This window comes from Gemmatimonas phototrophica (assembly GCF_000695095.2).
GTDB classification, from domain to species: domain Bacteria; phylum Gemmatimonadota; class Gemmatimonadetes; order Gemmatimonadales; family Gemmatimonadaceae; genus Gemmatimonas; species Gemmatimonas phototrophica.
Window position 1 is genome coordinate 3340294 of the sequence record NZ_CP011454.1, and the last position, 18401, is coordinate 3358694.

Below are 18401 nucleotides of genomic sequence, written 5' to 3' on the forward strand. Positions count from 1 at the left end.
TGACACCTTCACGGGCCGTTGCCGTTTCGAAGCACTACAGGCCGTGCGACGGTCTGGTTGCTTCCATCGTTCAACTCACCGGTTTCGAGGAGCATATCCAAATGATTCGACTGATCATCGCCACCGTTGCCATCACTGTCGCGACCAGCACAGTTTCGGCCCAGGCGTTCACCACCGACGCGACCAACCGCAGCAGCCGCCGCATCATCGGCGTCCCGGCCCCGCTCTCGGCCGATGAACACCTCACCCTGGCTCGCCGCGCCGCCAGTCATGGCGACTTTGATATTGCCCGCCGTGAATACCTGGCCGCACGCGAACTCGAACGCGGCGCCGGACGCCTTGGTGTCGAAGCGACTATGGGGCTCGTGCAAGTGCTGTATGCCCTGTCATACACCCGTGAAGCCGCGTACGTGCTCGATGAGTTGGCCGACAGCGCGGCGCTGCGTGGCGATGACAACACCGAAGCACGGTCACGCGCCGATGCCCTGTGGCTCAAGGCGGAGGAGGGGCTCAAGCAGCAGGCCCGAGAAGACGCGCGACGCGTTCGCGCATTGCTGAAACAGGGACAGCTCAGTGCAAGCACACAGCGCTATGTGGCTGATCGACTGCGCTGATTTCAGGACGCGGTGACACAAAGGCCATCTCGCGGCGTAAGGCAGTCACGATGCCGCGAGATGGCGGACACACCGCCCGGCCCGTTCACATAGAGATTACGGAGAGACACCATGCTGACGATCGCTCTTGCTGCCCTCATCACTGTTGCACCAGTCCTGCCGTCTTCGCCTCGTGCGGTGGCGCAGGGTGGCGCGGGGCTGTTCGCACCGATGCTGGCGGTCATTGATTCGCCCCTCGAGCACATAGAGAAGGGGCGTACGGCGCTCGTGGCCGGCGACCTCGCAGTGGCAGAGCGCGAATTTGCGAAGGCCATTCGCATGCAGCGCACCGACGGTGTGCTGAGCGTTGATGCCTCGTACGGCGCCGCGCAGGTGTTCACCCTCCAGAAGCGTTTCCGTGACGCCGCCGATGTTCTCGATCAACTTGCCGCCGACGCCAACTTGCTGGGTGATGCGGAAACGGAAGCACGCGTGTTGCTTGATGCGGTTTCGCTCAAGATCCGTGGTCACCGTAGGGCCGCGGCGCGTCTGGATGCAGATCGCCTCAAGCAACTCGTGACGGATGTCCGCGTGTCCGACGCGACGCGCCGCCTGATCAAGGTGCGCCTCGTCTGACCACACGGCAGGGGGCGTGCTAGCGGTATGTCTCGAAAAACCCGCGCCCCCGTCCCTCCAGGACGCGCCCTCGAATACGTCCGCGCAGATTCGCCTCCCCGGCCATCTGGATGAACCAGGGCCGGGCGAGGCCGCGTGCATAGTTCCCCTCGCCCCGTTCAGCCAGACCAATACGCGTATCGGTCGCCACCGCATCATCAACGGTGAGCTGAAGGTGCAGCGTATCGCCGCCGCGCACATCAAAGAGGTCGGCCGTGGCCGGCACACTGAGATCGCCCGCCGCTGTGCGCACGACACGCGCATCGTTGTACTGAATGACCCGTGGGCGGAACAACGCGAGAAACCCACGTTCGTCAGTCACATACACGAACAGCGGTGACGTTCCACCGGTGGTGTCCTCGGGTGTCACCCGTCCGAACAGCAGGGTGTACGCACCGGCGCGCGTGGCGCCCCATTCCCACGTCACACCACGCCAGCCGCCCCAGTTGTGATCATGATACGCTTGTGCATTCTCGTATCGGTCACACCGGCCAGCCACGCAAATGGAACCTGTTGCCGCTGCGCGCAGCGCTGGCACGGCGTAGCCTGACGTAAAGTCACCACTCACGAGCGTGGCGCCGGGAAACTCCACGCGAGGTGCCGGAGAGACGACAAGGTCAACGGTCAACACCGCATTGGTGCCCACTTCGCGCCCAACCGACTTCACCGCATACCGGCCGTCGGGGAGCACCGTCACTCGGCCCTCACCAATCTGCACGTCGGCATCCTGCAGACTGAATCGCACCCGCTCCCGCGGGACATTGGTCACGAATCGCCGTGGGGGCCGGCCACGCTCGTGCAAGGTGACCAGCAGCTGGCCACCCCACTGCTGGCCACGCACATCGCCACCCACCAGGAAGGTGATAAAGGCCCAGCGTGACGCATCGGCCGACAGCACGTTGAAGTAGTGCCACTCGCCCCACGATTCGGCGTTCGCCATGCCATCGGCGGGACGGTGAAAGTGATCGATATCGTGGCGAAGCTCTGCGGCGGTTGGTCGCATCCAGCGCGCATCGCTGGCATCATCGTCCCATGCGCCCTGCGCAATGCGCGGCATGGCCCCCAGCTGGCGCGTGGCCGACGGGACTTCGCCCGACGCACGCACCGGGTACTCCACGCCGTCAGGCGTGGTGAGATACAGCAGCTTCCCTTCCAATTGCGGGGCAGCAACCCCTACGGCGTCGGCCAGCCGCGGTGCGCTCAGCACCTGACGGTGCACGAAACGCGCGTTGGGCACCGAAAAGAACAACCCGCCAAGCCCTCCGGTGGTGAGGACTTCAATGTCGATCCCTTCAGGAAGGACGGTGACTTGCCCGCCCCCCACCAGACGTTCCTGACTGGCTTGCCGCACCATGGCTTCGCCTACGGCAAGCAACACGATCATGACCCCCACGCCCACACCAAAGCCGCCGCACAGCAGCATCGCCCGCCACGGCCGAGTGCTGACGGTGCGCCACGCCAGCAACCAGGAGGTCGCCAATCGCCAGGCGTTCACGCGCGGGGATTCCGCGTATCGGAGGCGACGCGTCCGTCCAGGAGGCGAATGACCCGCTGCGCCGTATTGGCCACCACCGCATCATGCGTCACGAACACCAACGTGGTGCCGTCGCGATGCAACTGACCAAACAGCTGCAACAGGGTTTCGCCCGTTGCCGCATCGAGTTCGCCGGTGGGCTCGTCGGCCAGCAGCAGCGCCGGCTCATTGGCCAACGCACGCGCAATGGCCACCCGCTGCTGCTCACCGCCGGAAAGCTGTGTGGGGCGATGATCGCGGCGTTCGCCGAGCCCCACGTACCCCAGCAGCTCCGCGGCGCGACGACGACGTACCACCTTGGGCACGCCCGCTTCGGCGAGCGGCAACTCCACATTCTCCAGCGCCGACAACGTGGGCATGAGGTAAAAGCGCTGAAAGACGAATCCGATGTGACGCAGGCGAAAAGCCGTGGCATCGGCATCGTTCAACTGAGCCGTATCACGCCCATTCACCAGCACCCGACCGGCACTCGGCACATCCACCGCCCCCAGCAAATGCAGCAGCGTGCTCTTGCCACATCCTGATGGGCCCGTGATAGCGGCGAACTCTCCGCGACCAATGGTGAGGTCGATTCCGCGCACGGCCTGGACTGACGCTGCTCCCATGGTGTAGCTGCGTACCACCTGCTCGCAGTGAATCACCGGGTTGCCGGCGGGGAGATGAGGGAGTTCAGCCAACGGCATCCTCGCGCAACGCGCGCACAATGGGTATGGACGCAGCGCGCCAGGCGGGAATCAGTCCGGCAAGCGTACCGGAGACCAGCAACAAGGCCAGCGACTTCCAGGCCGCTTCCGGGCTCCACAGGAAGAAATCGAAAGCGGCCGGCAACCCGGGGAAATCGCGCAGAATGGCGTTGAGCCACTGCGCCGTGACAAGCCCCAGCACGAGCCCACCGGCAATACCGGCACTGCTCATGAACAGTCCTTCGAGAAACACCTGACGCAACACGCCGCCTTTCTGTGTGCCGATGGCGCGCAGCACCGCGATCTCGCCACGTCGTTCGTTCACGGAGAGCGTGACCAGCGTGGCGACCAGCAAAAAGCCAATACCGAGACTGATGGCCCCGAGCACAAAGGCGAGCTGCCGAAAGTACGACAGCCGCTCTTCCACCTGCCGAATGGCCGTCTCCGTGCTGATGGCGGTGATCCGCGGCTGTGTTGAGGCAATCCACGAGCGCACCGCTTCCACGCCGGCTGAATCACCGCGGCGGGATTCGGCCATGGCCACCGACATGCGGTCACGATAGGCCGGCCCCAGCAATGTGCGCACTTCGCGCAGCGGTAACGCCATGACCGGTGTTTCCGCCGGCACATAGAAGAAGCGCCCCTCACCCGTGAGGACCACCACGCGCGACCGTGCCGCGGTGCGCAGCTGCGCATCCAGCCCGGCAGCCACGGTCATGGTGTCTCCCAATCGTTTGCCACTACGCACCAGGAAGGTGCGATTCACGACGGCGGTGAGCGGCGCATTGGCCTGCACGCTGTCGCGCGGGCCGGTCATGTCCGTGCCGGCATCCAGGACATAGTCTCCCTGCACATCCCCTTCGAGTCCGAGCGTAAAGACCGAGGGGAATGTGTTTCCGGGAAGAGAGAGCGTGCTGCCCAGCGCCGGACTGACCGCGGTGATGTCCGGATTGGCCCGGAGCGCAGCGACGATGGCGGACGCCCCATCGATGGTGGCTTCGCTGTCGAACGGCAGCGTACCCTTGGGGGACACACGTAGCTGATAGCCGCGCGTGAGCAGCAGCGAGCGGAACGACTCGCGCATCCCGGTGGCCAGCATCACCATGTCGAGCAGCAGCGCCGCCGCCACGGCAATGCCGAGCACGGCGAGCAGCGTGCGCGCCGGGTTTCGGCGGAGCGTGGCAAACGCCAGGGTGACGCGCATGCTCATGCGGACCTCACCGTCCCAGCAAGGTGAGCGGCGGAGTGCGCACCAGTCGCCAGGCGGCCACCGTACCGGCGCCAATGCCGAGCGCCAGACTGGTGAGCGTGGCGAAGGCAAAGATTTCCGGCGTCAGCAGAGCAAACAGCAAAGGCGTGCGGTACACCTGCTGAAAGTGCGCGTTCACGATGAGGCTGGAGATCCATCCAATGCCCGCCCCAATCACGCTGCCGATCACCGACACGAGTGCCGCCTCCAATACAATCGCGCGCACGACGGTGCCGCGGGAAATCCCCATCAGCCGCAGCGCCGCAATATCCCGCCGGCGTTCCTCCACACTCAGCAGCAGCAGACAGAGCAGAAAGACCGCACTGGCGACCACCGTGATCAGACCAATGGCCTTGTGAAAGCGCTCCACCACCCGGAATGTGCGCGAGCTCTGCACGGCCACATCACTGGACTTGTGGGCCCGAAAGCCAAAGGCCACGTGATTGATGCGCGCCACGGCGGAATCCACGGATACCGAGTCGGGTACCCCCACGGCAAAGCGATCAACACGATCATCCAGTCCCAGCAGCGCCTGCAGGTGCCCCACGTGCGTGCGAATGCGATACTCGCGACGGGCCACTTCGGCGGGATCGGCCTTGCGCTCGAACACGGCGGCAATCTGTACACTGTCGCCCGGCACCCCGGGCGTCCCGGAGAGACGCACCACGCTGCCAGGGCGCAGACCAAAATCCTCCGCCATACGCACATCCACGGCGATGCCACGCAGTGCGGGGGCACGGCGTCCGTATGTTGGCGACAGCGCACTGTCGCCCTGCCCCTGCGCCGGGGCCGCGCCGGCAGCAACGAGCAGAATCGCCAGGGCGACGCGTGCCGCCATCCGGATTGTCATGAGCCCCTGCTCCCGCGCGGTGTCAGCGGGAGGATTTGCGGGTGCGGGGGCGTTCCACGGAAGGCACGTCGGCAGCAACTGAGGAGGACGCAGCGGCCGGGGCGGCGCTGACAGCATGAGCGGCAGTGGCAGAAGCAGACATAGACTCCACCAACACCTGGGCGGCAAGATTGGGTCCCACCACCGGCTCCTGTGCTCCCACCCGCAGCGTGATCGGCCCGTCGAAGGGCGCCCGGTCCACCAATGTGATCTCCGCGCCCGGCTGCAGTGCGATTTCGGCGAGATAGCGCAGCAACGACGGATCCTTGTCGCTCACCCGGACCATGCGCGCGCTTTCGCCCACCGCGAGATCGGCCAGGGTGCGATGGACGCGCTCGTCCACCACGCCGTCGGCGGTGGGGATGGGGGCGCCGTGCGGATCTTCGGTGGGGTTCCCAAGGGCAGCGGCCATTCGATCGATAAGATGATCGGAGGCCGCATGTTCGAGCCGCTCCGCTTCATCATGCACACGATCCCAGGGATAGCCCAGCACGCGCGTGAGGTACGTTTCGAGGATCCGGTGCCGACGGATGGTGCGCAGCGCCGCCTGTCGTCCGGCCTGGGTGAGCTGTACCCCACGGTAGGGCACGTGATCGAGAAACCCTTGCGTGGCCAGCCGACGAATCATCCCGGTGACGGACGCCGGCGCGACATCGAGCGCATTGGCCACATCGGAGGTCGCCGCCGCGCCGAAGCGGGTCTCGAGCTCGTAGATGGCCTTGAGATAGTCTTCGACCGGCTCCGTAAGGAGCGGTGGGGCGGAGGCGGCGCGCTCGGACATATGACAAAGATCAGCGAGGGCGACCACCAGCGGGACCCCTGACCATCAACACCGGCACCATGGTTCGGTGCCGAACGCCATTGGCGGTGGTCCCATACAGCAAGTCCTGCAGGCCGCGATGCCCGTGAGTCGCCATCGCAATGAGGTCACACTGCTCCCGATCGGCGGCCGCGGCAATTTCCGTCGCCGGGTCTCCCGCCGCCAGCACGGCTTCGGTTTCGTAGCCCTCCGCGCGCAAGGTGGTGCACAGCGCTTCGATGTACCCGCGGTCGAGCCGCATCTCCTCGGACTCCCGCAGCTTGAGCGAGAGTTGATTGCGCGCGGCCCAGCCATCGGCCACGTGAATGAGCACCAGCGACGACTGACACATGGCGGCCAACTGGCGCACATGCGCCAGAATGACCTGGTCGTACGACGAGTGCTCCAGGGGGACGAGAATGCGACGGTACATCAGGCCATCCATCCGCTGACGGTTTGCACCAGCAACCACACATTCAACGTCGCAATCACCGCCGCGACGGCGTACGCAGCCACCCTGAGGGGCTTCGAATTGACGAACTCGCCCATCTTGCGGCGGTCAGAGGTAAACTGCACCAGCGGGAACACGGCAAACGACAGTTGCAGCGACAGAATGACCTGACTGAACACCAGCAGCTTGGCCGTGCCACTCTCCCCGTATAGTATCGCCACGATGGCAGCCGGCACGATGGCAATGGCCCGGGTAATCAACCGGCGCAGCCAGGGGCGGATGCGCAGGTCGAGAAACCCTTCCATCACAATCTGTCCCGCCAGTGTGCCGGTGAGCGTGGAATTCTGCCCGGACGCCAGCAAGGCGAGCGCGAAGACGGCACTGGCGGCGCCCACGCCCAGGAGGGGCGTGAGCAATTTGTACGCGTCCTGAATTTCCGCCACTTCGGTGTTGCCCGTCGTGTGAAACGTCGCCGCCGCCACAATCAGAATGGCGGCGTTGATGAACAGGGCGAAGGTGAGCGCAATGGTGGAATCAAGAAAGGCGAAGCGCACGGCTTCCCGCTTTCCTTCGGCATTCTCGGCGTACTTGCGCGTCTGCACGATGCTTGAGTGCAGATACAAGTTGTGCGGCATCACCGTGGCGCCCAGAATGCCGATGGCGATGTAGAGCATCTCAGGATTCCTCACGATCTCCGCCGTGGGGACAAAGCCCCGGGCCACCTCGCCCAGGTCGGGGCGCGAGATGAACAGCTCAAAGAGGAAGCAGCCTCCCACCACGGCGATGAGCGCGATGACCATCGCTTCGAGCAGCCGAAAGCCCTTGTTCTGCAAGAGGAGGACGATCATCACGTCGAACGCCGTAATGGCGATGCCCACGGGAAGAGACAGCCCGAAGAGCAGATTGAGGGCAATGGCGGTGCCAATGACCTCGGCCAGATCACAGGCGGCAATCGCCAGCTCACAGAGCACCCAGAGGGCCAGCCCCGTTCGACGCGAGTAGTGATCGCGGCAGGCCTGCGCAAGATCGCGGCCGGTGACAATCCCCAGTTTGGACGCGAGCCCTTGCAGCAGCACGGCCATGAGATTGGACAGCAGAATGACGGACAGCAGCGTGTAGCCAAAGCGCGAGCCGCCGGCGAGATCGGTGGCCCAGTTCCCCGGGTCCATGTATCCCACGGCCACCAGATATCCCGGACCGGCAAAGGCCAGCAGCTTGCGAAACCACCCGGTCCCGTTGACTTCGACCGAGCGATAGACCTCCGCCAGCGACGGCGCCAACCGGGCGCGACGCCAGCCCGGTTCCCCTTCGGGCGTCTCCGGCGATGGTGTAGAAGCAGAATTGGGCAATATCATGCCTACAGTTTAGGCTCACCTAAACTTTGTGGCAAGTGAGTGCACGGGAACCCCCGACTGCGGCGCCTACGTCAGGTGACGTATCGATAGGACATCCCCTGAGTCGCAGTTTGCCGGAGCTCGACGCACCCCTTCCGGTTACCGCCATGATGAACCTCACTTCACGGCACGCGGCCACCATGGCGCTGCCTCTCCTGTTCGCCCTCGCCACTGCTGTGCCGGCCCAGCAGGCACCAGCCGATTCGACCGTCGGTCGTCGTCGCATCCAACCCTTTCCGGCCTTCGGCTCGGCGCCGGAAACCGGTCTGCAGTTTGGCCTGACGGTGCTCTCCGTCTTTGAACCTCCCGCCATGCGCCATGCCCGACCGGCCTCGGTGGTGGCAACGGCCCTGCGCAGCACCAAGGGGCAGACCCGCGTGAGCATTGAAGGGGAACGCTGGTCTGCCAACAATGACCGACGCCTGCAGGGGCTGCTGGCCTGGCAGAAATTCCCGCTTCCCTACTATGGCCTTGGCGCCACTTCTCCGGAACAGGCCAAAGAGCTGTATACGCCCACCGGAGTGGAGGCGACGGCATCGGTGCAGCAACGGCTGCGCGGCGCCTGGTATGCGCTGGCCACGGCCCGTTTCCTTTCGCAGGACATCACACCGGACAGCGCCACCGGTGCGTTGGCACTCAATACCCGCATTGTGGGGCGCACGGGCGGACGCGTCGGTGAACTGGGCCTTGGCGTACTTCGAGACTCGCGGGACTTCGTCTTCAACCCGACACGCGGCACCTTCGCGCAACTGACATACGCCGTCAGCGCGGAGGCGACCGGCTCCGAGTTCGCCTACGAGCGGCTCCGGTTCGATGCCCGCAAATACGCTTCCCTCGGCGGTGAACATGTCCTGGCGTGGCAGGCACAACTCATTGGGACCACGGGAGCACCGCCATTCGATCAATTGGCGCTCGTGGGTGGTGGTGACATCATGCGCGGGTACGCGCGCGGCCGTTACCGTGAAGCGTGGTTCACCGCCGCGCAGGTTGAATATCGTTCGCCCATCCGTCGCCGATTGGGGATGGTGGCTTTTGCCGGAGCGGGCACCGTGGCCAGCACGGCTGGAGGGCTCGCGGATTTCGTGGAGGGCACCCTGCTTCCCACCTACGGCGCGGGGGCTCGCATCCAGATTGATGCGCGTCAGCGCACAGCCGTGCGGGTGGACTACGGCCGTGGCACTAAAGGCGCGAGTGGGCTGTACATCGGGTTCAATCAGGCGTTCTAATTAGGCGTGCCCATCATGTCCGCTTTCGCATTGCCATTCAGCGGTCGCCACCGCGAACTCGAACTCGTGTCACAGGTGCGCGGCGAGGCCGCGGCCGGGCATGGTCAACTCCTGCTGCTCTCGGGCGATGGCGGTGTTGGCAAAACACGACTGGTGCAGGAAGCCGCCACGGCTGCCCGCGCTGCCGGATGGCAGGTTGCCATTGGGAACGCGTATCCGCTGGAAACCGCCATCCCGTACGCATCCTTTGCCGATGCCCTGGGACCACTGCTCGCCGCACTCGATTCCGGTGCGCTGATGCGACTCACTCGCGGCGATCGCGGTGTGATGGCGGCACTGGCTCCGCAACTCGCCGAGCGTACAGGATCGGGTGCGCTGTTCCCCGAAAGCGTGACCCCGGGCGAACAGCGGGTGCGGCTGCATGCCGCCATTCTGCAGCTACTCGCCAGACTGAGCGACAAGCACCCGCTGATGCTCTGTCTTGAAAATCTGCAGTGGGCAGACAGCTCGTCGGTGGAGCTCCTGCACTTTCTCGGTCGTCAATTGTCCGGTCACAGAGTGCTGCTCATCGGCAGTTGGAACGAGACCGACCAGCCACTCGCCGCCGACTTTCGACTGGCGCTGCGCTCCCTCCGCGGACTGGGCGCCGCCAACGATGTTCGCCTGGCCCCCCTCGCGGCTGACGATGTGCAGCTGATGCTGGCGCAGCACTTTGGCGTGGACAGCGAAGTGATTCATGCGTTTGCCTCGCGCCTTCATCACGCCACTCAAGGGAATGCATTCTTCATTGAACAAACCCTGCGTGAGTTGATCACCCGGGGAGATCTCCGCCAGCAGGGGGGAGCGTGGATTGGCTGGCACATTGAAAGCTTGGTGCTGCCCCCTTCGGTCCGCGATGTGCTGGATGCCCGATTGGCGCGGTTGAGCACGGCGGCGCGGCAGGTTGCCGAAATAGTCGCGGTGGCCGGAACGACCGCGACGCACGATGTGTTGCATGCGGTGACCACCTCCACCGTGCCACTCGACAGTGACACGCTCCGCAGCGCGCTCCACGAGCTCCGTGAGGCCGGGCTGATTACCGAGGGCGCGGCCGGTCAGGATATTTCGTACGCGTTCACCCACCCCATGTTGCAGCAGGCACTCGTGCAGGCGTTTGGCCTGGCGCGTGAGCGCGACATGCACGCGGTCCTGGCGCTCGCGCTCGAACAGGCCGCCGGCGGCCAGGCAAGCAATCAGGCGGAAGCCATTGCCGCGCACTGGTTGCGTGCCGACCCGCGTGCACACCCGGCCATTGCCGTCCGCTGGCTGATGATGGCGGGGCGTGTGGCGCTGCGGCGATTGGCCCGCCGTGAAGCGGCCGCATCCCTGCGGGCGGCGCTCGACCGCACTGATGCACATCCCGAGGTCGTTCCCGCTGCGACCGCCGCGGAGCTGGTGGACGAACTCGCGCGAGTGTATCGCCGACTGGCCGAATATCACGAGGCCATTCTCATGTCGGAACGCGCCCGCGATCTGGCGCACGCCGCAGGCACGCCGCAAGGTGTTGCCGTGGCCGAACGTCGCATAGGCCTGTCGCTGCAGGGATTGGGGCGACGCGAAGAGGCTTTGCAGCACTTCGATGAAGCCATTGCCATTGCGCGCACGCTGCGTGACGACACGTTCCTGGTGCGTTCGCAGTTGGCCAAGGCCGATTGCCTGCAGGCACTGGGGCTCGTGGAGGATGCCAAGCGGGAGGTAAACGAAGCATTGGCTACCGCGGAACGGCTCGATCAATTGCCAATGCTGGCGCGCGCCCATCGTATGCTGTTGCTGCTGCACGTTTGGACCGGCCCGGCGCACCGCGCCTGGACGCATGCACGCAGCGCGGTGGTGCTGGCCGAACGCAGTGGAGAACGCAATCTGATTTGGTCAGCCCATTACGCGGCCGCGGTGCTGGCCGCGCTGACCTCCAATACCGCTGCCCTCACCGCGCATTTGTCCGAGACCATGCGGTTGGCGCAGGAACTCGCTTCTCCGTTGCTGGAACTGCGGACCATGGAGATTGCCCTCGAATACCGCGCCGCCATTGGCGAGTGGGATCGGGCCTTGGCCGATGGCGAGCGGGCACTGGGGCTGGGTCGTGCACTCGATCAGACCACCCTGCTGGCACGGATCGCCCATTGGGTGAGCGGGGTGTACATGCAGCGCGGTGATCTCTCTGCTGCCCAGCGGCTGGTTCAGGAAGCCTGGGATGTGGCCGGTGCCGCCGGGCTCGATTTGTCCCGTCCGTTTGAAGTGCATGGTGTGCTCCCCGCCTACGTGGCGAAAACGCGGTACCTATACGCAGTGGGGGAACACGCGCAGGCACTCGTGCACGGGCAAACCGCGCTGGCCATTGCCGACCGAACTGGCTACATCGCCTGGGCGGTGTACCGTCTGCTGCCCACGATGGCGAGCGCCGCACTCATACTCGGTGATCGCGAGACGTTGCATCAGGTGCGCAACCGACTGGAAGAAGATGCCGAGCGGTTGGCCCATCCCATTGGACAGGCGTGGGTGCGCGTCATTGATGGTGAGAGCGCGTACGAAGCTGGCCGCCTCGACGAGGCGGTATCTCAGCTGCAGCGTGCCATTGCGGCCCTCGAAGCGATTCCCTATCCGTTTGATGCGGCCGAAACGCGCGTCCGGCTTGCCCGCGTACTGGCCGCACAGGGCGCGCGTCACGATGCGGTGCACGAAGCGCGCGAGGCCCTCACCATGTTTGAACGACTGGGGGCACGTCCGGCCGCTGAACAGGCGCGCACTCTGTTGCGTGAACTCGGGGCCCGCCTCCCCAGCGCACCGTCCACGTCGCTGTTGGCCAACCTCACATCACGCGAGCTCGAGATTGTGAAGCTGGTGGCACAGCGATTGTCCAACAAGGAAATCGGTGCGCGACTGGGCATTACGGCGCGTACGGCAGGCACGCATCTCGCCAACGTGTTCGACAAACTGAACGTGCGAGATCGCACGGCCCTCGGCGATCTCGCACGCGAACAGGGGCTCCATCGTTGAGCCCCTGAGTTGTTGGCGGCGCGCTACTGTCCGGCGGCCACTCCATCACGGCGCGGATCCGCCACCCCAATGCGTCGGCCATCCTTGCGCACATACACCGCGTGGACGCCACCCATGGTGATGTCAGCGACACGGCTCACCGGGCGATAGCCCCTGGTGACCAATGCCGCGTACACCGCCGACGTGAAGCCCGGCTCCACTTCCACGTCTTTCTGCGAGGCCGAAGCGTAGATACGCGGTGCCGCAATAGCCGTCCACGGATCTTCTCCAAAGGCCAGCGTGCGCACTGTGACTTGCGTGATGGCTGGCTGAATATACTGGGACCCGGCGGCACCAATGACGAGGCGTACGTCGTTGCCCTGCAAAATGAGCGTGGGCGACATCGTGCTGTTGGCGTAGCGATTGATGCCGCGTGTGCGCGCATCGAAGTTGGACCCCGACGAGTTGAGCCAGAAGCCATCGGTGTACACGCCCGACCCAAAGAGCACGCCAACCGTGGTGGTAGCCGATACGGCATTGCCGCGGGCATCAACGACGGACAAGTGCGAGGTCAGGCTGTGCCCCTCGGCGGGCTCGTCGCCCGCGGCGGGCGTTTCGGGTTCCGGCGAGGCGACCGCCGCCACCAATGCTGGGTACGGATCAAAGCGGCGGCAGGCGTCGGGGATAGCCGTGGTATCGAACGCCAGGGCATCACCGGCCTGAACGGTATCCGGCAACGCGCCCCCCACCAAACCGGCGCGCTGCTGCGCAAAGCCCGGGGTGGCCACGCCACGCGCGGGGACGCGCATGGTGAGCGGATCGCCGCGCCAACGTCCGGCGTCAGCGTTGGCGAGCCGCAGAATATCGGCCATCTTCACCACCGCGTCAGGTTCCGACGTAAAGCCGCCGGCCGTGGCCACACCAGACTGTTCGGCCATCTGCAACATCTCCAGCACCGACGAACCACCCATTGGTGGCGGGGCTCCCAGTACCGTGAACTCACGCCACGTGGTGCACAGGGGACGCAAGGCAGTGACCGGGTACTGCCGCAGATCGCTCACGTTGATGAGCCCACCGAGGGACTTCACCTTGGCGCTCAGCCGTTCGGCAATTGCCCCGGTATAAAAGGCGTCACGGCCACCGTCGCGCACACGCTCCAACGTATTGGCCAGCTCTGGCTGCACCAGTCGTTCGCCAGGCCGCAGCGCCTCACCACGCGGCATGAAGCGCGCCATGGCCACGCTGTCCGCCTGCATCTTGGCGCGGCTGGACGCAATCGTGCGCGACAACAGCGGCGAGACAATGAACCCGTCACGGGCCAGTCGAATGGCTGGCGCCATGACCACGGCGCGCGTGAGGGAGCCCCACTTGGCATGTGCTTCCAGCAGCCCCGCCACCATCCCGGGCGTTGCCGCCGCGCGCCCCATGGATCGCCCACGCGAGCTGTCGGCCTGGGCCCACAGCGGATCGTTGCCGGTGCGCGGATAGAACGACAGATGCTCCACGCGACGTGTCTTCGCATCGTAGAACGTCATGGCCCCCCCGCCGCCAAGTCCGGTCTGCGACACGTCGGTCACCGAGAGCGCAAACGCGGTGGCCACAAACGCGTCAACGGCGTTGCCTCCTTGTGCCAGGATTGCCGCACCGGCGGCGGCGGCATCGGGATGCGACGCCGCCACCATGCCACGGTCACTCTCCACCCGCTTGCCAGCCATGGGCGCCACAGCCGAGGGCGTGGACGACGAAACGCAGGCCCCCAACAGCACGGTGCTGCACGCCGCCATGGCGACGGATTTCACGGTTACGCCCATCTCACTCTCTCCAGGTTAAACGCCACCGCCTCCACGCACCTTGTGGAGTTACGGTTCCAGCAGCGCCAGCAACTGCTGGACAATTCGCTCCGTCAGTCCCCACACGATATGCTGCTCTACGCGGAACCCGGGGAAACGGGCCCGTACTCCGTTAATAGTCATCACGTGCTCGGCACGGGTGTCCTCGTGACGCAATACGGCCAGCGGCACCCAGAACGTTGCCGCCACTTCCTCACTCGGCGAGAAGATGACATCCGGTGGGACCACTGCGACAAACGGCCGGATGAGAATTGGAGGGAGCACAGGGTTTCGCGGCGCCAGATCGTCGAGCCGACCCAGGATGCGGCCGCAGGTGAGATCAAGCGCCAGTTCCTCCATCGTCTCCCGGCACGCCGTCGCCTCGAGCGACGCATCGTGCGGCTCGTGACGCCCCCCGGGGAACGCCATGTGTCCGCTCCAGGGATCTCCTTCGTGCTCGGAGCGCTTGATGAACAGCAACTCCACCGTCCCCTCAACCACGCGCAGCACCGCCGCCACGGCCGCGAGGCGCGTGTCCTCCCGCACCGTCGCGTCAACCGCCACCCGCGACATGAGATGCGACGACAGCAGCGCCACGTCCGGATGCTGCAGGGCGTGGTGCAAAGGCACGTCGAGAGGAGACCACGTCAACGGAGTTGACCCGCTCAGTCGGCGACGGCGCCGCCGGACGCCACCCAGTCACGGAAGCCACCCGCGAGCGATGCCACATTGTTGTAGCCCATTTCCGTAAGCGTCACCGCTGCCAGGGCCGAGCGGTTGCCGCTGGCGCAGATGAGCACCACGCGTGCGTCACGCGGCACCTTGGCCTCGATCTGACTCTCCAGCACGCCACGGCCGATATACTGCGCCGGCGCCGCATGCCCCATGGCCCACTCGTTCTGCTCGCGAATGTCGATGAGCGTGAGCGACTCGCCTTGCGCCAGCGCGCGTTGTACTTCCTGCGCGGTGACTTCGGTAATGGCGGCCTTGGCTTCAGCGATCAGCTGTTGGGCGGTCTTCATGAGAGTGTTGGGTTTGGAGTGGTGGGTATTGAGTGGTGTGAGCCGCAATGTTCACGTACTGAGCCGGTGCAACTGCAGGGTACGGGCGTCGGCGTTGAGCGTGGCGCGAGCGCCCAGTGGGAGCGTCCATTGCTCATCAATGTGCCCAACGGGAATTCCCATCAGCGTGGGGACCTGCAAGGCAGCGGCCAATTCTTCGATGATGGCCACGATGCTACGTGAGCCGTCGTCGGTGCTATCGGGACAATCCGTGAAGTGCCCCACGGCCAACGCGCGGCAACCGCGAAACGCATCGGCCAATCGCAGTTGCGTCAACATGCGGTCAATGCGGTAGCTGGCTTCGTTGATGTCTTCCAGCACCACAATGGCGTCGTCAAAGTGACAGGCCCATGGCGTGCCGCACAGTGAAGCAATCAGCGCCAGATTGCCGCCTGCCAGCCGTCCGGTTGCTTCGCCGCCGTGCACCACCAGCGCCTCCGACGCCTGCCACACGGGCGCAGCGCCGCGCTGCACCACGTCCACCAAAGTCGCACGAGAAAAATCGGACAACGGCGAGCGCGCCGTGGGCCCGTGAAAGCTCACGAGCCCGGCCCGTTGCCAGGCCGCATGCAACGCCGTGATATCGCTATAGCCAATAAGCGTCTTGGGGCGCATGACAGGCAACGCCTCCTGCACCCGCGGCAGCAGACGGGCCGCACCGTATCCTCCCCGAAGGCACCAGATGCCATCCACGCGATCATCGTGCATGGCGGCAATAAGATCATCGCCCCGCTGCGCATCATCACCGGCGAAGTAGCCGGTGCGGGCCAGCGCATGGGGACCCACCTGCACCGTCCACCCCAACGACTCCGCCGTCGCGACGGCCCGCTCCAGTTCATGCGGTCCGTTGAGCGGCCCCGACGGCGACACCATAGCCACGTGGGCGCCCGGCGGCAGCGGCGGCGGTTCACGCCACGCGCGCGGCGTGGGTGCCGAAGTGGACGGGTGCGACGCTGACAGACTCACGACTACGCCGTAAGCCGCGCGGCACGGGCCAGATAGCCCTCACGCAGCCGCTGCGTCAGCGGACCAGGCGCTCCGCTTCCCACCACGTGATCGTCAATGCGCGTGATGGGCAGAACAAAGCTCGTCGCGCTCGTCATGAGACATTCGTCGGCGGCCAGCGCCTGCTCCAGCGTAAAGGCCCGCTGCACGACCGTGACGCCCGCGTCATCAGCCACATCAAAAATCACGTCACGCGTGATGCCGGCGAGAATATCGTGCGAGGTGGGGCGCGTGTAGGCAATCCCGTCGCGCACAATCCAGATGTTGCTGGACCCCCCTTCGGTCACGAGCCCGTCTTCGTGCATCAGCGCTTCAAACGCCCCCGCTTCGCGTGCGGCCTGCTTGGCCAGCACCTGCGCCAGCATGGACGTGCTCTTGATATCGCACCGCTGCCAGCGCAGATCGGGCACCGCATGCACCCGTACCCCCGCCGCATTGGGGTCGTCGCTCAGCTTTTTGGGGCGCGCATACGCAAACACGGTGGGGTGCACCTGAGCGGGAAACGGGAAATCACGTTCCGCCGCGCCACGCGTGACCTGCAGATACACCAACCCTTCCTGAATGCCGTTGCGGGTGGCGAGTTCCTGCATCACCCCCATGAGCGTGGCCGCGTCGTAGGCCGCCGGCAGGCCAATTTCGCGCTGCGAACGCGCGAGCCGCACCAGATGACGATCGGCGTCGAGCAACTGGCCGTTGAACACCGCGGCCACTTCGTAGACCCCATCGCCGAACAGCAGCCCACGATCGAAGATGGAAACGTGCGCCTGCTCCTCGGCGATGTACGTCCCGTTGAGCCAGCAGGTTCGGAGAGACACAGGAGTGATGGCAAAAGGTCAGGAAGCGGCCAGCAGCAGCCGCAGGAGGCCGGTGACGGCCCCCCCCAGCAACACCCATGCAGCTCCCACGCGGGTGTACAGCAGGAGGACGCTCGCCCCGATCAAGATAGCCAATGCGGCGGGAGAGGGGGCGATTCCGCGGCCAATGAGCAGCACCGCCGATGCCATCAGGGCCAACGACACGGCGTTCACGGCATCCAGCGCGCGTGACAGCACCGGGGAGGTGCGCAGCCGGTGTACCAGGGGCGCCGTGAGGGCCACGCCCGCAAAGGCCGGGAGAAAGATCCCCAGCGTGGCGACGAGTGCCCCGGCATGTCCGCCCAGCTGGTATCCCACAAAGGTGGCGGCCGAGAACACCGGCCCCGGGGTGACTTGTCCTACGGCAATGGCATCCAGCAGTTGTCCTTCAGTCAATACTCCCAACCGAGTGACAAACTCACCACGCAGGAAGCTGAGCAGCACATAGCCACTGCCAAAGAGCACGCTGCCAATTTTGGCGAAGCTGAGAAATATCCCGCCCGCACTCAGCGTAGACGCGGCAGCGGCCGCGCCGGAGGGGAGCAGCGCGCCCATGGGAAACAGCATGCCGGCCTCGGGCGAACCGTTCGCTTGGCCGCTGGCACTGATCGTCAGGGCAATGGCGATGGCCCCCAGCAGCAGGTACAGCTCGGAGACCCCAAGCAGCGCCCCGATAAATGCCGCAATGGCCAGCCACCCGCCAAGCCGAGTGCGCGCCAGGCTGCCCTTGAGCCGCCAGATGGCTTGGACCACCACCGCCAGCACCGCCGGCTGCAGCCCCTGCAGCATGGCCTGCACTTCCACCCGGCCCCCGTAGCGGCCGTAGGCCCAGGCCAGCCCCCACACCATGAGCACGGCAGGCACAATGAAGCAGATGCCCGCCACCAGCAATCCCCTCCACCCGGCGCGGCGATAACCGAGGTGAATGGCCAACTCGGTGGAGTTGGGACCGGGAATGAGGTTGGCGGCGCCTACGAGGTCGGCAAACTCGTCACGCGTGACCCACTGCCGTCGGGAAACCAGCTCGTCTTCCATGGCCGCGACATGCGCCGCCGGGCCACCAAAGGCGGTGACACCGAGGCGGGTGAATACCTGGGCGACTTCGGCGAGCGGAGCGGACGGGGACATGTCACACAAGATGTCGCGG

General features: G+C 65.5%; 17 protein-coding genes. 4 read left to right on the top strand and 13 right to left on the bottom strand.

The features are described 5' to 3' along the window. Positions 1 to 101: 101 nt before the first annotated feature. Both GEMMAAP_RS14170 and GEMMAAP_RS14175 read left to right on the top strand, forming a co-directional pair. Positions 102 to 614, top strand: coding sequence for a hypothetical protein (locus GEMMAAP_RS14170; protein ID WP_026848668.1), 513 nt, complete (start codon positions 102 to 104; stop codon positions 612 to 614). A gap of 111 nt (positions 615 to 725) precedes the next feature. Next, complete coding sequence (locus tag GEMMAAP_RS14175; protein ID WP_043579468.1) at positions 726 to 1229, top strand: hypothetical protein; 504 nt, start codon at positions 726 to 728, stop codon at positions 1227 to 1229. A gap of 19 nt (positions 1230 to 1248) precedes the next feature. Here the strand turns inward: GEMMAAP_RS14175 and GEMMAAP_RS14180 are convergent, their stop codons facing one another. The 7 genes from GEMMAAP_RS14180 to GEMMAAP_RS14210 are packed head-to-tail and all read right to left on the bottom strand — an operon-like array spanning position 1249 to position 8228. Then, complete coding sequence (locus GEMMAAP_RS14180) at positions 1249 to 2763, bottom strand: hypothetical protein (RefSeq protein ID WP_026848666.1); 1515 nt, start codon at positions 2761 to 2763, stop codon at positions 1249 to 1251. Further along, positions 2760 to 3485 (bottom strand): ABC transporter ATP-binding protein, encoded by a 726-nt coding sequence (locus tag GEMMAAP_RS14185; protein ID WP_053333726.1) that lies wholly within the window; start codon positions 3483 to 3485, stop codon positions 2760 to 2762. Before GEMMAAP_RS14185 ends, GEMMAAP_RS14180 begins: the two co-directional genes overlap by 4 nt. Further along, on the bottom strand, positions 3472 to 4695 hold the full coding sequence (locus GEMMAAP_RS14190) for an ABC transporter permease (protein WP_026848664.1): 1224 nt from the start codon (positions 4693 to 4695) through the stop codon (positions 3472 to 3474). The genes GEMMAAP_RS14185 and GEMMAAP_RS14190 overlap by 14 nt, the downstream gene beginning before the upstream one ends. Before the next feature lie 7 nt (positions 4696 to 4702). Further along, positions 4703 to 5584 carry an ABC transporter permease gene (locus GEMMAAP_RS14195; protein ID WP_158514869.1) on the bottom strand — a complete coding sequence of 294 codons (882 nt, stop codon included), beginning with the start codon at positions 5582 to 5584 and terminating at the stop codon, positions 4703 to 4705. A gap of 22 nt (positions 5585 to 5606) precedes the next feature. Then, the gene (locus GEMMAAP_RS14200) at positions 5607 to 6404 is read right to left on the bottom strand and encodes a metal-dependent transcriptional regulator (RefSeq protein ID WP_082821343.1); all 798 of its coding nucleotides are present in this window, start codon (positions 6402 to 6404) and stop codon (positions 5607 to 5609) included. A gap of 10 nt (positions 6405 to 6414) precedes the next feature. After that, a complete protein-coding gene (locus tag GEMMAAP_RS14205; RefSeq protein ID WP_026848662.1) occupies positions 6415 to 6855 on the bottom strand; it encodes a universal stress protein in 441 nt (146 codons plus the stop codon). Next, positions 6855 to 8228, bottom strand: coding sequence for an Nramp family divalent metal transporter (locus tag GEMMAAP_RS14210; protein WP_026848661.1), 1374 nt, complete (start codon positions 8226 to 8228; stop codon positions 6855 to 6857). The genes GEMMAAP_RS14205 and GEMMAAP_RS14210 overlap by 1 nt, the downstream gene beginning before the upstream one ends. Before the next feature lie 146 nt (positions 8229 to 8374). Here GEMMAAP_RS14210 and GEMMAAP_RS14215 point away from each other — a divergent pair, with 146 nt between their 5' ends. Further along, positions 8375 to 9493 carry a BamA/TamA family outer membrane protein gene (locus tag GEMMAAP_RS14215; RefSeq protein WP_053333725.1) on the top strand — a complete coding sequence of 373 codons (1119 nt, stop codon included), beginning with the start codon at positions 8375 to 8377 and terminating at the stop codon, positions 9491 to 9493. A 15-nt stretch (positions 9494 to 9508) separates the two neighbouring features. Further along, entirely contained in the window at positions 9509 to 12526 is a 3018-nt protein-coding gene (locus GEMMAAP_RS14220; RefSeq protein ID WP_026848660.1) for a helix-turn-helix transcriptional regulator, read from the top strand. 23 nt (positions 12527 to 12549) lie between these two features. Here the strand turns inward: GEMMAAP_RS14220 and GEMMAAP_RS14225 are convergent, their stop codons facing one another. The 6 genes from GEMMAAP_RS14225 to chrA are packed head-to-tail and all read right to left on the bottom strand — an operon-like array spanning position 12550 to position 18382. Beyond that, positions 12550 to 14304 (bottom strand): gamma-glutamyltransferase family protein, encoded by a 1755-nt coding sequence (locus tag GEMMAAP_RS14225; RefSeq protein WP_158514870.1) that lies wholly within the window; start codon positions 14302 to 14304, stop codon positions 12550 to 12552. 60 nt (positions 14305 to 14364) lie between these two features. Beyond that, complete coding sequence (locus GEMMAAP_RS14230; RefSeq protein ID WP_026848658.1) at positions 14365 to 14964, bottom strand: NUDIX hydrolase; 600 nt, start codon at positions 14962 to 14964, stop codon at positions 14365 to 14367. A 35-nt stretch (positions 14965 to 14999) separates the two neighbouring features. Then, positions 15000 to 15356: a rhodanese-like domain-containing protein gene (locus GEMMAAP_RS14235; protein ID WP_026848657.1), complete on the bottom strand. Its 357-nt coding sequence runs from the start codon at positions 15354 to 15356 to the stop codon at positions 15000 to 15002. A 51-nt stretch (positions 15357 to 15407) separates the two neighbouring features. Beyond that, on the bottom strand, positions 15408 to 16361 hold the full coding sequence (locus GEMMAAP_RS14240) for a S66 peptidase family protein (protein WP_053333724.1): 954 nt from the start codon (positions 16359 to 16361) through the stop codon (positions 15408 to 15410). Between the two features lie 2 nt (positions 16362 to 16363). Next, complete coding sequence (locus GEMMAAP_RS14245; protein ID WP_043579464.1) at positions 16364 to 17215, bottom strand: D-amino acid aminotransferase; 852 nt, start codon at positions 17213 to 17215, stop codon at positions 16364 to 16366. Positions 17216 to 17233: 18 nt separating this feature from the next. Continuing rightward, positions 17234 to 18382, bottom strand: a complete 1149-nt coding sequence (gene chrA / locus GEMMAAP_RS14250) for a chromate efflux transporter (protein ID WP_202969141.1) — start codon at positions 18380 to 18382, stop codon at positions 17234 to 17236. Positions 18383 to 18401 lie beyond the last annotated feature (19 nt).